This is a genomic window from Micromonospora sp. DT178, assembly GCF_049841695.1.
GTDB lineage: Bacteria > Actinomycetota > Actinomycetes > Mycobacteriales > Micromonosporaceae > Micromonospora.
Genome location: NZ_JBNCKV010000019.1, coordinates 103,467 through 117,613, shown reverse-complemented (window position 1 = coordinate 117,613; position 14,147 = coordinate 103,467). Strand labels below are relative to the sequence as shown.

The 14,147-nt window shown below is 75.7% G+C and carries 10 protein-coding genes and 1 pseudogene; 9 read left to right on the top strand and 2 right to left on the bottom strand.

All coding sequences use genetic code 11. The features are described from left to right. Window positions 1-277: 277 nt before the first annotated feature. Together ACLQ22_RS27480 and ACLQ22_RS27475 are read left to right on the top strand one after the other, a co-directional pair. Window positions 278-1,327, top strand: a complete 1,050-nt coding sequence (locus ACLQ22_RS27480; protein WP_425694846.1) for a S1 family peptidase — start codon at window positions 278-280, stop codon at window positions 1,325-1,327. A gap of 103 nt (window positions 1,328-1,430) precedes the next feature. Continuing rightward, complete coding sequence (locus ACLQ22_RS27475; protein ID WP_425694845.1) at window positions 1,431-3,038, top strand: MFS transporter; 1,608 nt, start codon at window positions 1,431-1,433, stop codon at window positions 3,036-3,038. 107 nt (window positions 3,039-3,145) lie between these two features. On the opposite strand, the gene ACLQ22_RS27470 is transcribed toward ACLQ22_RS27475, so the two are convergent. Beyond that, the gene (locus ACLQ22_RS27470; protein ID WP_425694844.1) at window positions 3,146-3,814 is read right to left on the bottom strand and encodes a hypothetical protein; all 669 of its coding nucleotides are present in this window, start codon (window positions 3,812-3,814) and stop codon (window positions 3,146-3,148) included. A gap of 194 nt (window positions 3,815-4,008) precedes the next feature. Between ACLQ22_RS27470 and ACLQ22_RS27465 the strand changes: the two genes are divergently transcribed. The 5 genes and pseudogenes from ACLQ22_RS27465 (at window position 4,009) to ACLQ22_RS27445 (ending at window position 9,710) form a co-directional block, all read left to right on the top strand. Continuing rightward, the gene (locus ACLQ22_RS27465; protein ID WP_425694843.1) at window positions 4,009-4,779 is read left to right on the top strand and encodes a hypothetical protein; all 771 of its coding nucleotides are present in this window, start codon (window positions 4,009-4,011) and stop codon (window positions 4,777-4,779) included. A 121-nt stretch (window positions 4,780-4,900) separates the two neighbouring features. Then, a complete protein-coding gene (aspS, locus tag ACLQ22_RS27460; RefSeq protein ID WP_425694842.1) occupies window positions 4,901-6,706 on the top strand; it encodes an aspartate--tRNA ligase in 1,806 nt (601 codons plus the stop codon). Between the two features lie 148 nt (window positions 6,707-6,854). Beyond that, window positions 6,855-7,654: pseudogene (locus ACLQ22_RS27455) on the top strand (sugar nucleotide-binding protein). Between the two features lie 83 nt (window positions 7,655-7,737). Beyond that, window positions 7,738-8,328 (top strand): helix-turn-helix domain-containing protein, encoded by a 591-nt coding sequence (locus ACLQ22_RS27450; RefSeq protein ID WP_425694841.1) that lies wholly within the window; start codon window positions 7,738-7,740, stop codon window positions 8,326-8,328. Next, window positions 8,325-9,710: an MFS transporter gene (locus ACLQ22_RS27445; RefSeq protein WP_425694840.1), complete on the top strand. Its 1,386-nt coding sequence runs from the start codon at window positions 8,325-8,327 to the stop codon at window positions 9,708-9,710. Before ACLQ22_RS27450 ends, ACLQ22_RS27445 begins: the two co-directional genes overlap by 4 nt. 13 nt (window positions 9,711-9,723) lie before the next feature. Here ACLQ22_RS27445 and ACLQ22_RS27440 read toward each other — a convergent pair whose 3' ends face one another. After that, window positions 9,724-10,464 carry a GNAT family N-acetyltransferase gene (locus ACLQ22_RS27440; RefSeq protein ID WP_425694839.1) on the bottom strand — a complete coding sequence of 247 codons (741 nt, stop codon included), beginning with the start codon at window positions 10,462-10,464 and terminating at the stop codon, window positions 9,724-9,726. Window positions 10,465-10,629: 165 nt separating this feature from the next. Between ACLQ22_RS27440 and ACLQ22_RS27435 the strand changes: the two genes are divergently transcribed. Both ACLQ22_RS27435 and ACLQ22_RS27430 read left to right on the top strand, forming a co-directional pair. After that, window positions 10,630-10,851: a hypothetical protein gene (locus tag ACLQ22_RS27435; protein WP_089000992.1), complete on the top strand. Its 222-nt coding sequence runs from the start codon at window positions 10,630-10,632 to the stop codon at window positions 10,849-10,851. Between the two features lie 76 nt (window positions 10,852-10,927). Continuing rightward, window positions 10,928-12,433 carry a replication-associated recombination protein A gene (locus ACLQ22_RS27430; RefSeq protein WP_425694838.1) on the top strand — a complete coding sequence of 502 codons (1,506 nt, stop codon included), beginning with the start codon at window positions 10,928-10,930 and terminating at the stop codon, window positions 12,431-12,433. Window positions 12,434-14,147 lie beyond the last annotated feature (1,714 nt).

Below are 14,147 nucleotides of genomic sequence, written 5' to 3'. Positions count from 1 at the left end.
ACGCGCGTCGACCAGCAGGGTGCCGTCATGGGTCGCCCGGTCGCGCGTACCGGATGGTGGGACGGTGGGCGGAGCATATAGACGTACGTCTGTGTCCACAATGTTTCGGGCCGATGGCCGCGGCAGCCGGGGCGAAAAGGACAAAGTCGGGTCTTGCATACGTACTCAAGTATGTGAATACTTCAGTGAGCTCGGCCGGTACCCCCAGATCGGCAGGGCTGCTCCCGGCTCGTGTCGCCCCGGCGCGGGTCAGTCACCCCCTTCTGGAGGTTGTTGCATGCGACCCACGAGGTCCTCGCTCCGTCGTGCCGCCGTCGTCGCCGCGGCCGGCGCCATGGTCGCCGGCTCGCTGATCGGCGCGCCCGCCCAGGCCGCACCCTCGTTCGCTTCGCCCGACGCCGCCGCCGGCCTGGCCGAGCGCCTCGGCGACCGGTCCGCCGGCGCGTACGCCGACGCCAACGGCAAGATGGTCGTCACCGTGACCGACGCGCTCGCCGCCCGGCAGGTCAGCGCCGCCGGCGCCACCCCGAAGATCGTCAAGCGCGGCGCCAGCGAGCTGGCCCGGGCCACCTCGGAGCTGGACCGCTCCGCCAAGATCCCCGGCACCGCGTGGTGGACCGACCCGGCCACCAACCAGGTCGTCGTCTCCGTCGACAGCACCGTCACCGGCGCCAAGCTGGAGCGCGTCAAGGCCGCCGCCGAGCGGATGAACGGCGCGATCCGGATCGAGGCCGAGGCCGGCGTGCTCGGCACCCGCATCTCCGGCGGCCAGGCCATCTACGCCGGTGGCGGCGGTCGCTGCTCGCTCGGCTTCAACGTCCGCAGCGGCACCACCTACTACTTCCTGACCGCCGGGCACTGCACCAACATCTCGGCCAGCTGGTACAGCAACTCCGCCCAGACCAGCCTGCTGGGCAGCCGCACCGGCACCAGCTTCCCGGGCAACGACTACGGCATCGTGCGGCACAACAACTCCGCCAACGCCGCCGGCAACGTCTCCCTCTACAACGGCAGCTTCCGGGACATCACCGCCGCCGGCAACGCCTACGTCGGCCAGTCGGTGCAGCGCTCCGGCAGCACCACCGGCCTGCGCAGCGGCTCGGTGACCGCGCTCAACGCCACGGTGAACTACGCCGAGGGCTCGGTCTCCGGCCTGATCCGCACCAACGTCTGCGCCGAGCCGGGCGACAGCGGCGGCTCGCTGTTCAGCGGCACCATCGCCCTGGGTCTGACCTCCGGTGGCAGCGGCAACTGCCGCACCGGTGGCACGACCTACTTCCAGCCGGTCGGTGAGGCGCTGAGCCGCTACGGCGTCAGCATCTTCTGATCGATCGCACCGCAACGGGCCGCCGGGTGATCCCGGCGGCCCGTCCGCGTGCCCGGAGCGGTTCGCCGGACTGGAGCGGGCAGGTCGGGGTACGTTCCCGTCGGTGAGCGCCCCCGTGAACCCGCCCGCCGACGCCACCGCGTCCGCCTGGGCCCCGCTGCGACTCGCCGCGTTCCGCAGCCTCTGGCTGGCGGTGCTGGCCAGCAACGTGGGCACCTGGATGCAGACCGTCGGTGCCCAGTGGCTGCTCGTCGACGAGGCCAACGCCTCGACCCTGGTGTCGCTGGTGCAGACCGCCAGCATGCTGCCCGTGCTGCTGCTCGCCCTGCCCGCCGGCGCGTTGGCGGACACCCTCGACCGCCGCCGGCTGCTGATCGGCGTGCAGGGCTTCCTGGCCGCCGTCGGCGTACTGCTGACGGGCCTCACCGCCGCCGGCCGGATGCCGCCGGCGCTGCTGCTCACCCTCACCTTCGCGCTCGGCGTCGGTCAGGCGCTGACCCTGCCGGCCTGGCAGGCGGTCATCCCCGAGCTGGTGCCCCGCTCCCAGCTCGTCTCGGCCTCGGCGCTCGGGTCGATCAGCGTGAACCTGGCCCGCGCGGTCGGACCTGCGGTGGCCGGCGTGCTGGTCGCCCGGGCCGGCGTCGCCACCGTCTTCGCCGTCAACGCGGTGTCGTTCGCCGTCTTCGCGCTGGCCCTGCTGCGCTGGCGGCCCGAACGGACCGGCGGCGACGACCTGCCCGAGCGGTTCACGGCCGCGCTGCGCGCCGGCGGCCGGTACGTGCGGCACTCCCCGGTCGTCCGCCGGATCCTGCTGCGCGCGGCGCTGTTCGTGGTGCCGGGCAGCGCACTGTGGGCGCTGCTGCCCCTGGTCGCGAGCCGCCGCCTGCACCTGGGCGCGGGCGGGTACGGCGTGCTGCTCGCCGCGCTCGGCGTCGGCGCGGTGGCCGGCGCCCTCGTGTTGCCCCGGATCCGGCTGGCGCTCAGCACCAACCGGCTCCTGCTGCTGGCCGGCCTGGTCTACGCCGCCGTCCTGGTGGTGCTCGCCCTGGCGCCGGGCCCGGTGCCGGTCGCCCTGGCCCTGGTGCCCGCCGGCATGGCCTGGATGACCGTGCTGTCGAGCGTCAACGCCGCCATGCAGCTCTTCCTGCCCGGCTGGGTACGCGCCCGCGGCCTCTCGGTCTACCAGATGGTCTTCGCCGGCGGGCAGGCGCTCGGCGCGGTCGCCTGGGGCGCGCTCGGCGAGCTGACCAGCCTCGTGGTGGCGCTCGCCGTGGCGGCCGGGACGATGGCCGTCGGCGCGGTGACCGTGCCGCTCTGGCCGCTGCGGGAGACCCGTGGTCTCGACCGGGACCCGGCGGTCTGGTGGCCCGAGCCGCACCTGACGCTGCCCGCGGACCCGCGCAGCGGGCCGGTGCTGGTGACCGTCTCCTACACGGTGCCGTCGGAGCGGCAGGCGGAGTTCGTCGCGGCGATGCGCCTGGTGGGGCGGTCCCGACGACGTACGGGGGCGATGCGCTGGGGCCTGTTCCGCACGGGCGAACGGGCGGACGGCTTCGTCGAGGTCTACCAGGTGCCCTCCTGGGAGGAGCACCTGCGCCAGCACGGCGGCCGGCTCACCGGCGCCGACCGTGGGGTCGAGGAGCGGGCCCGGGCGCTGACCGTCGGGGAGATCGTGGTGAACCACCTCCTGCCGGCCGACCCACGCGACTGACCGCGCCGTGCCCCGCCCCGGCTTCCCGGCGGGGGCTGTCCGGCTTCCTCGCGGGGACGCCCGGCTTCGTCGGGAGCCGCCCGCCGGCGGCGACGCGCCGCCGCCGGTCAGCGGGTCAGCCCGGCGTCGCCGAGCACGGCGAGGCCCTCGCCGAGGTCGCACTCCACGGTCAGGGTCAGCAGGTCGGCCCCCTCCACGGAGAAGGAGAGCGTCTCCGCCGGGCGGGACATGGTGGTCGTCCGGCCCGGCCCGGGCTGCCGGGTCAGGCTGTCGTCGGGCTGCCGGATGGTCACCACGGCGCTGATCCGTACGGCCGACTCCGGGTCCTGCCCCGGCGGGTACCAGGCCCGGAAGGTGGCCGAGAAGTCGAGGTAGCGCCGCTTCAGCGGGTAGCTGACCGAGCGGCTGCGGTCCTCGCCGTCGTTGGTCGGGCAGGAGAGCGCGACCGGGTGCGGCAGGTCGGTCCGGCCGGCGAACGTGCGCGGCAGCGGGCGCAGGTAGCCGGCGCCGGTCTCGGGCGTCAGCGCGTCGAGGTACGTCCGGCCCGGCTCGACGCTGCCGGTGGTGGCCGGGGTGGTGACCGGCGCGGTGGCGCTAGTAGACACCCGGGACGGACTCGGCGGCGGGGTGGGCCGCGCGTCCTGACCCTGCCGGGGCCACTGCCAGGCGAGCACGGCGACGAGCAGGCTGGCCAGACCGATCGACGCACCGGTCTTCTCGCCGGGCGTCAGACCGCGCCGGCGGGGGGAGTCCGTGCCGGTCGACGGCTCGGTCATGGGGATTCACCTGCGCAAGATCGAGGGGCGGTTCATTATCCCGACTCGGCGGTGACGAGGCGTTCCCGAACGGTGACGGGTTGCCGACAGCGATCTTGCCGGCTTTCTGGGATAAATACGCGCCCGTGCCCCGCCGCCACCCGTCGCACGACGCCGGACGGCGGCCGGACGGCCACCGACGTGAGGAGCACGAGATGACCTCGGACCAGCAGGGCCCCCCGCTGCCGCCGCCTCCCGTCCCGGGCGGCCCGGCCGGGCCGAAGCCGCGCGGAGGCAGCCGCTGGCCCCTGGTGGCGGTCGGCGCCGCCGCGCTGGCCGTCGTGCTCGGCCTGCTGGCCACGGTGCTGTCGCTGCGGGCGCTCGACCAGGCCAACGACGCCCGGGACATCGCCCAGGCGGCCGGGGCGGGCCGGGTGGACGAGCGGCCGGGCGCCGACGAGCCGGCGGAGACATCGACCGCTCCGGCACCGGCGACGACCGGGGCGGAGCCGCCGCCGCCGGAGCCGAGCCTCAGCGGGGGCGCCGAGCCGACGCTCGACCCGCGGACCCAGTTCAAGGAAAAGTACGTCGACGAGCGCCTCACGCTGCGGGCCAACTGCGGCACAGACCTGGACATCGACCTGGACAAGCCCGAGGTGCGGGTCAGCGACGGCGAGGAACTGCGGTTCACCGCCCGTTGCGGTGGGAACTCGTCGTACTTCAACCTGGCCAGCAGGGCGAGGGGCGCCCAGGTCGACGCCACGGCGCTCAGCGCCGCGGACTGCGACGAGCGGATCGCGAAGGGTGCCATCGGCACGGACATCAACATCCCTGCCCGCAAGGGCGTGGTGCTGTGCATCCGGACCTCCCTGACCGAGGCCCGGGAGCGCGGCGACACCTGGAAGATGGCCCTGGTGCAGGTCACCGACGTCAACGACGACGGCACGGTGGTGCTGACCGCGAAGGCCTGGGACATTCCGCTGTAGGGGCGGGAACGGACCCGCGTCGCCGGCCGGACCCCGCCTCCCTCACCCCGCAACGGGGGGCGGGGGAGGGCTGACAGAATGCCAGGGGTAACGGTGTACCGCAGATGAGGAGACGCTAGTCGTGATCCGTACCCATGACGCCGGCAGCCTGCGCGCGACGGACGCCGGCACCACGGTGACGCTCGCCGGGTGGGTGGCCCGCCGGCGCGACCACGGCGGCGTGATCTTCGTCGACCTGCGCGACGGCTCCGGCGTGGTCCAGGTGGTGTTCCGCGAGGAGGACGCGCACGCGCTGCGCAACGAGTTCTGCGTCCGGGTGACCGGCGAGGTGACCCGCCGCCCCGGGGGCAACGAGAACCCGGAGCTGCCGACCGGCGAGATCGAGGTGACCGCCGCCGAGCTGGAGGTGCTCTCCGAGGCGGCGCCGCTGCCCCTGCCGGTGGACGACCAGGTCGAGGCCGGCGACGACATCCGGCTGCGCTACCGCTACCTCGACCTGCGCCGCAGCGGCCCGGCGAAGGCGATGCGGCTGCGCTCGCGGGCCAACCAGCTCGCCCGCACGGTGCTGCACGAGCGCGACTTCCTGGAGATCGAGACCCCGACGCTGACCCGCTCCACGCCGGAGGGCGCGCGCGACTTCCTGGTGCCGGTGCGCCTCCAGCCCGGCAGCTGGTACGCGCTGCCGCAGTCGCCGCAGCTGTTCAAGCAGCTGCTGATGGTCGGCGGCATGGAGCGGTACTACCAGATCGCCCGCTGCTACCGCGACGAGGACTTCCGCGCCGACCGGCAGCCCGAGTTCACCCAGCTCGACATCGAGATGTCCTTCGTCACCGAGGACGACGTCATCGACCTCGGTGAGGCGATCGTCTCGGCGCTGTGGAAGGACCTGGCCGGCCACGAGATCTCCCGGCCGATCCCGCGCATCACCTGGCACGACGCGATGGCCCGCTACGGCTCCGACAAGCCCGACCTGCGCTACGGCGTCGAGCTGACCGAGCTGACCGACTACCTGCGCGGCACCGAGTTCCGGGTCTTCGCCGGCGCGATCGACGCGGGCGGCTACGTTGGCGCGGTCGTCATGCCCGGCGGCGCGTCGCAGAGTCGCAAGGAACTCGACGGCTGGCAGGACTGGGCCAAGGCGCGCGGCGCGCGCGGCCTGGCGTACGTGGTGCTCGACGCCGAGACCGGCGAGGCGCGCGGGCCGGTGGCGAAGAACCTCTCCGCCGAGCACCTGGGCGGGCTCGCCGACGCGGTCGGCGCGAAGCCGGGCGACGCGGTCTTCTTCGCGGCCAGCACGAACACCCGCGAGGCGCAGGAGCTGTTGGGCGCGGCCCGCATCGAGATCGCCAAGCGCGCCGGGCTGGTCGACGAGAGCGCCTGGGCGTTCTGCTGGGTGGTCGACGCGCCCATGTTCGAGCGTACGGACGAGGGCGGCTGGACGGCCGTGCACCACCCGTTCACCTCGCCGAACGCCGAGTGGGTCGACCGGTTCGAGGAGGCGCCGGACCGGGCGCTGGCGTACGCGTACGACATCGTCTGCAACGGCAACGAGATCGGCGGCGGCTCCATCCGTATCCACCGGGGCGACGTGCAGAAGCGGGTCTTCGACCTGCTCGGCATCACTCCCGAGGAGGCGCAGGACAAGTTCGGCTTCCTGCTGGAGGCGTTCAAGTACGGCGCCCCGCCGCACGGCGGCATCGCGTTCGGCTGGGACCGGGTCTGCATGCTGCTCGCCGGCGCGGACTCGATCCGCGAGGTGATCGCCTTCCCGAAGACCCGGGGTGGCTTCGACCCGCTGACCGGCGCGCCGACGCCGATCACCGGCCAGCAGCGCGCCGAGGCCGGCATCGACGCCAAGCCGAAGGCCGCGGCGGCGCCGCACACCGGCACGGCCGGCCCGGCCGCCCCGGTCGCCGACCCCACCTGACCGACGCCTCCCGGGCCCGGGCCCGGGCTCCCGGGCCCGCCCCGGCTCGCGCTCGTGTGTCGATCAAGAGGTTTGCGTCATGATCTGCGCGACGACATGACGCAAACCTCTTGATCGTCCGTGGGAGTGCAGTGCGGAGGGGACGGACATGACGCTGCTCGTGGTGGGAGCCAGCGGGTACCTCGGCGGCGAGGTCTGCCGGCGGGGGAGCGGGTGGTGGGGACGTACCACTCGGGCCGGGTCGAGGTGCCGGGCGTCGAGACGCGCCGGCTCGACGTGACGGACCGGGCCGCCGTGCGCGAGCTGGTCGCCCGCGTCCGCCCCGAAGCCGTGGTCGGCACCCCCTACCGGTACGGCGACTGGGCGGTGACCGCCGACGGGGCCGCCCACGTCGCGTACGCCGCCGCCGAGGCGGGAGCCCGGCTGGTGCACATCTCCAGCGACGCGCTGCACGCCGGACGCCCCGAGCCGTACGGCGACGACGAGCCACCCAGCCCGGTGTTCCCGTACGGGGCGGCCAAGGCGGCGGCCGAGACGGCGGTGCGCGTCCTCGACCCGGGCGCGGCGCTGGTGCGTACCTCCCTGATCGTCGGGGAGGGGAGCAAGCAGATCCAGCTCTGCCGCGACGCGCTCGCCGGCCGGGCGAGCCTGTTCACCGACGAACTGCGCTGTCCGATCGACGTCACCGACCTGGCCGCCGCCGTGCTGGAACTGCTCGGCACCGACTACGCCGGCCCGCTCAACGTGGCCGGTCCGGACGCGGTCAGCCGCGCGGAACTGGGCCTGCTGGTCGCCGCGCACACCGGCATCGACCCGGCCGGCATGAAAACCACCGCCGGCGCCGCCGCCGGCGTGCTCCGTCCGGCCGAGGTGCGCCTCGACTCCACCCGTGCCGCCGGACTGCTCCGCACCCGCCTGCGCGGAGTGCGTGAACTACTGACCCCCTGACCCGCCCGGGCCCCGTGCCGATGACGCACAGTTTCTATGCATAACTATTGTGCAGGGAAACTGTGCACAGCTATTGTGCATCCATGGAGAACGAGCGACCCACCGCCCCGCGTACCGTCCGCCTGGACGCCCGGCAGGTGCGCACCCTCGCCCATCCGCTGCGGATGCGGCTGCTCGGCACGCTGCGCGTGGACGGTCCCGCCACCGCGACCACGCTGGCCGGGAAGCTGGACACCAACACCGGGGCGACCAGCTACCACCTGCGCCAGCTCGCCGAGGTGGGACTGGTGACGGAGGACCCCGACCGGGGCACCGGCCGGCAGCGGTGGTGGCGGGCGGCGCACGACATCAGCAACTTGGAGCCGACCGACTTCGACGACGACCCGGACGCCCGGGCGGCGGTGCAGTGGATCCAGGCCGACCAGGTGCGGCTGCTGGCCGAGCAGGCCGAGCGCTGGATGGCCGTCGCACACGGCTACTCCCGGCAGTGGCGCGACGCCGCCGGGATGAGCGATGTGCTGCTGAGGCTCGGCCCGGCACGCCTGCGGGCCCTCAACGACGAGGTGTGGCAGCTGCTCCAGCGCTACCGCGACGAACCGGTGGCCGACGAGCCGGAAGCGGAGTCGGTGCTCTTCTTCCTGGCCGCCTTCCCCCGGGTGGAGGAGGGGCGGTGAGCGCGCTGTCCGTACGCCAGGTCCGGCGCCGCTTCCTGGTGCTGCACGGGCTGCGCTGGCTGCCCACCGGCCTGATGGTCCCGGTGATGATCCTGCTCATGCAGGAGCGCGGCCTGACGCTGTCGCAGATCGGCCTGGTGACGGTCGCCCAGGGCCTCGTCGTGCTGGCCCTGGAGCTGCCCACCGGCGGCCTCGCCGACGCCCTCGGGCGCCGCCCGGTGCTGGTGGTGGCCTGGCTGGTCAACCTCGGCTCGCTCGCGCTCTTCGCCGTGGCCGACTCGTTCGCGCTGTTCTTCCTGGTCTGGGCGTTGCAGGGGGTATTCCGGGCGCTCGACAGCGGCCCGATGGAGTCCTGGTACGTCGACGCCACGCTCGCCGCCGACCCGGACGCCGAGTACGAACCGGGCCTCGGCCACGCCGGCACCGTCGTCGGCGTCGCCATGGCCGCGGGCGCCCTGCTCGGCGGCGGCCTGGTCGCGCTGGGGCCGATCGGGCCCATCAGCGCGCTGACCGTGCCGGTGCTGGTCGCGATCGCGCTCCAGGCGGCGGCCCTGGTCGCCCTGTTGGTGCTGCTGGTCGAGGTCCGCCCGGGCAGCGGCGCCGGCGCGCTGCGGGCGTCGGTCGCCGAGGCGCCCCGGATGGTCGGGCAGGCGTTCGGGCTGCTGCGCCGGTCCCGGGTGCTGCTGGCCCTGGTCTGCGTGGAGTTGTTCTGGGGCTTCGGAATGGTCACCTTCGAGTCGCTCCTGCCGGTCCGGCTGGCCGAGGTGGTCGGCGACCCGGACCGGGCGGCGGCGCTGCTGGGGCCCGCCAGCTCGGCGGCCTGGCTCGCCGGGGCGGCCGGCGCGGCGCTCACCCCGCTGCTGCTGCGGTGGCTGGGCGCCGCGCCGAGCGCCGCCCTGCTGCGGATCGTGCAGGGCGCGACCATCGTCGGGATGGGCCTGCTGGCCGGGCCGGTCGGGGTGCTGGTCGCCTACCTCGCCTGCTACACCGTGCACGGGGCGTCCAACCCGCTGCACATGGGGCTGCTGCACCGGCAGGTCGACGGCCCCTACCGGACCAGCGTGATCTCGCTGAACTCGATGATGGGCCAACCCGGGTTCGCGGTCGGCGCCATCGTGCTGACCGCGCTCGCCGACACGGTCAGCGTCAGCGCCGCGATGCTGGTCGGCGCCGTGGTGCTGGCCCTCGCCGCGCCGCTCTACCTGCCGGCCTGGCGGGCCCGCCACCGCGCCCCGGCCACCGAGGCGGTCCCGGGTGCTGGTCCGGTCCCGGGTGTTGGTCCGGTCCCGGCCAGCGATGCGGTCCCGGGCGCCCGTACCGGGTCGGGTCCGGTCCCCGACGCGGTGGCGGCGCCCGCCTCCGCCCCGACGCAGGGCACCTGACAGCGCCGGGCACTCAGGCCAGGTGCACCGAGCTGCGGGCCAGGGCGCCGGTGAAGCCGAGCCGCCGGTAGAGCCGGATCGCCCCGACGTTGACGCTGTAGACGCCGAGCGCGACGGTGTCGTGGCGGGCGAGCAGGGCCCGGGTCATCGCGGCGGTCAGCGCCGCGCCCAGTCCCCGCCCCCGCAGGTCGGGGGCGACGGTCAGTCCGGCGAGGAAGCCGATGTCTCCCCGGCTGCGGTCGGCGCCGCAGGCGACGAGCCGGTCGCCGTCGCGGATGCCGTACCAGTCGACGATCCGCGGGTCGCCCGGGCGGGAGGTGGTGGTCGGGAACGCCTCGTCGATGAGGGAGGTCAGCGCCGGGTGGTCGGCTGCGGTGAGCCGGACCACCCGCTCCTCGTCGGGCTGGCGCGGCGGCGCGACGGTGGTCCAGAGGAAGTCCCACTCGTCGTGCCGGGCCACGGCCAGCCGGCCGGGCAGCGCCGCCGGGTCGAGCCGCGGCAGGTGCAACCACTGGCCGGGCCGCAGCGCGTCCCGCGCGACCAGGTCGGCGAAGAGCTCGACCGCCGGCCCGGGGGCGCCGATCGCGCCGCCGCGCGGGCCATGCTCCGCCGGCAGCAGCCAGCCCACCGAGGTGCCGCGCCGCCAGCCGCGCGGCACCTCGCCGCGGGTGAGCGCGTGCCGGGCGTACGGGTGGTGACCGGCGGCCGCCAGGATGGCGTCCCGCCCCTCCAGGACCTGGTCGGCGATGATCATGTCAGCAAGCCTAGGACGCGCTCCGGCCTCCTGCCGGCGGACCCGGCGTCCGGCCGCCGGCAAAACCTGCCCGGAGACCGTGCCGCTCCACGGTGGAGATTGGCGAGCGGACCGATTGGGTACATCCCGCGCCGACCCACTGGGAACCCCCACCGGAGGAACGCCATGCTCGCCATTCTCGCGGCGGTCGTTTTCGGCTTCGCCCTGCTCATCGACCTGCTGGACACCAACTTCGGTGCTCCCGACCTGTTCAACTGGAACACCCTCGTGCTGATCGGCCTGCTGCTGCTCTCCCTCTACCTGGCCGGGGTCGGCCGGGGCCCGCGCGGCGGTGGCGGCGGCGGTGGCGGCCGGTGGTACCGGGGCCGGCGCCCCGGCCGCGGCTGACCGCAATCGATCATCGCGGGCCCGGTCCCACGGCGTGCTTCCGGCGCCGTGGGCCGGGCCCGGTACTGTTCCCGTGATGGAGTCCGACGCCCTCTTCTCCCTCGGTGAACCCGCCGGAGCGCCCCCCACGCCCGCGGGTTCCGTCGGTGTGGACGGGTTCACGGCGGTGGGGGAGGACTCGCCGCTGCCCGTCCGGATGCGCCCGCGCAGCATCGACGAGCTGGTCGGGCAGGACCACCTGCTCGCGCCGGGTGCCCCGCTGCGCCAGCTCGTCTCGGCCACGGCGCCGATGTCGGTCATCCTCTGGGGCCCGCCCGGCAGCGGCAAGACGACCATCGCGCACCTGGTGGCGCGGGCCACGGACCGCCGGTTCGTCGCCATGTCGGCCCTCACCGCCGGGGTCAAGGACGTGCGCGCGGTGATCGAGACCGCCCGCCGCCAGCGCCGTTCCGGCGGCCCGCAGACCGTGCTCTTCATCGACGAGGTGCACCGGTTCAGCAAGACCCAGCAGGATTCGCTGCTCGCCGCCGTCGAGGACCGCACGGTCACGCTGCTCGCGGCGACCACCGAGAACCCGTACTTCTCGGTCATCTCGCCCCTGTTGTCGCGGTGCGTGCTGCTCACCCTCCAGCCGCTGGACGACGCGGCGGTGCGCGACCTGCTGCGCCGCGCGGTCGCCGACGAGCGTGGCCTCGGCGGCGCGCTCACCCTCGAGGCCGAGGCCGAGGACCATCTCGTACGCCTCGCGGCCGGCGACGTACGCAAGGCGCTGACGGCGCTGGAGGCGGCGGCGGCCTCCGCCACGGCCCTCGGCGCCGGGCGGATCGACCTCGCCACCGCCGAGCAGGCGGTCGACGTGGCGGCCGTGCGCTACGACCGGGCCGGCGACGCCCACTACGACGTGACCAGCGCCTTCATCAAGAGCATGCGCGGCTCCGACGTGGACGCCGCGCTGCACTGGCTGGCCCGGATGCTGGTCGCCGGCGAGGACGCCCGGTTCATCGCCCGTCGCCTGGTCATCTTCGCCAGCGAGGACGTCGGCATGGCCGACCCGACCGCGCTGAGCGTGGCCACCGCCGCCGCCCACGCCGTGGAGTACGTCGGGCTGCCCGAGGCGCAGCTCAACCTCGCCCAGGCGGTGATCCACCTGGCCACCGCGCCGAAGTCCAACTCGGCGACCACCGCGATCGGCGCGGCCATCGCCGACGTGCGGGCCGGCCGGGGTGGGCCGGTGCCGCGCGGGCTGCGCGACGCGCACTACTCGGGCGCGAAGGGCCTGGGGCACGGGACCGGTTACCGCTATCCCCACGACGACCAGCGCGGCGTGGTCACCCAGCAGTACGCCCCCGACGATCTCGCCGGCACCGACTACTACCGGCCCAGCCAGCACGGCGCCGAGCGCTCGGTCGCCACCCGGCTGCCGTTGCTGCGCCGTATCGTCCGGGGGCTGCCCGCTCCGGCCGCGCCCTCGGCGGCGGCGGTCGGGAGCGGTTCGGCGGACAACGGCCGCCGACAGACGGACACGGGCGGCGCCGACGCGGCGCGAGAGGGCGGCAGTGACACCGCCGGGGAGGGTCAGTAGTGAAATCGCGTGGTTCGGAGCGACCGGAGGACGGCCCCGAAGAGCGGCGCGAGTCCCGCGCCAAGGGTCGCCGCTGGGGGCGGGGCAAGGCCGAGGCCGAGCCCGAGGAGCCGATCAGCGGCGAGGAGTTCGGCTGGATCGACGACCTGCGCTCGGCCAAGCAGCAGCGCACCGAGCTGGGGCCGGACGGGCTGGAGCCCGCCTCGCCTCCCGGCCCGCGTCCGGGTGACCCGACGGCTCCCGGCCCTGCCGGGCCGCCGCCCCACCGCGGCCCCGGTCCGGCCGCCGCGCCCCCGGTACGCCGCGGCGAGGCCGAGCCTCCGCGCTCGCGCCCGGTGGACGGACCCTGGCCCGGTGCGCCGGAACCACCCCGGCCGGCCGGGCCCGCCGCCCCCGGGGCCGTCCCTCCGCACCAGCCCGTCCGTCGACCCCCGGCGGCCGGTCGTCCGCAACCCGGTCCGGACGGCCCGGACCGACGGCCGCGCCCCGTTCCGGGCGCCCCGACGGGTCCGCAGGCCGGTCCGCCGGCGGGCCCGCCCGCCGGCACCGCGACGGGCCCGCAGGCGGCTCCTCCGGCCGGCGCACCGGCCGGCCCGCAGCCGGTTCCCCCGCCGCATCCGCAGGCCGGCTTCCCGGCAGCTCCGCAGGCCGACCCGCGGACCGGGCCGCAGCCCGGTCCGGCCGCCGGCCCCACCGCCGGGCCGCCGCCCGGCACGTCCCCGCGCACCCACGCCGGCGCGCCGACCGGACCGCGTCCGGGTGCGCCGGTGCCCCCGCACTCCGACGCGCCGCACCCGGCCGGGGCGGTGCCCGGGCACCGCCCCGACGGCCGGGCGGCGGTGCCGGGCGGTACGCCGCCACCGGGTGCCGCCGGGCGGCCCGGCGGTGCCGTGGGCGCCGCCCGGGTCGGCGTCCCGGACCCCGGTGCCCCCCAGCCGCCAGCCGGTCCGCCGACCGGTGAGCTGCGTGGCGCCCCGGCCGACGCACGTGACCCCCGGTCCGGCCGGATGCGGCGGAGCCACGTCGGCGCCGGCGTGCCCGTCCCGACGGACGGCACCGGACCCGTGCCGACGGCAGCCCCGCCGGTGCCGGACGGCGACGGGGCCGACCGGGGTCGACGCCCCGGTGGGCCGACCGGCCGACGCCGCGCCGCCGAGGAAGACGTGCCGCCGGTACCCCGCTCGGGCAACGCCCCGCCGGTGCCCGGCTCGGGCAACGCCCCGCCGGTGCCCGGCTCCGGAAACGCTCCGCCGGTACCGCGCTCCGGAAACGCCCCACCCGTGCCCGGTGCGCCCGCCGCGCCTCCCGGCGTCGGGGTGCAGCCGCCCCACGACCCCGCCCCCCGCGGCCGACGCGCCGCACCCGACGACGTCGAGGTCACGGGTCGGGGCCGGCGTGCGGCCGGCGACGACGAGACCTCCAGCCGGGCCGGACGCGCTGCGGTCGGCGGTCAGCCCCCCGCGCACCGTGGGGACGACGGGGTGGTCCCGACCCCGGGCCGCCCCGCCGTCCCGGACGAGACGGAGAACCCGCCGCACGCGCCGCGCCCGGCCGACGGGGAAGCGGGGCGGCGACGCCAGCCCGGTGACTCCCGGGCCGGCCGACCGGAGCGCCCGGCCGACTGGCTGCGGCAGGCCGGCCGTGCCCACCACACCGATCCCGCCCTGCCGACGATCAAGCGGTCGGCGCCGCCCGCTCCGGGCGCTCCGTCGCC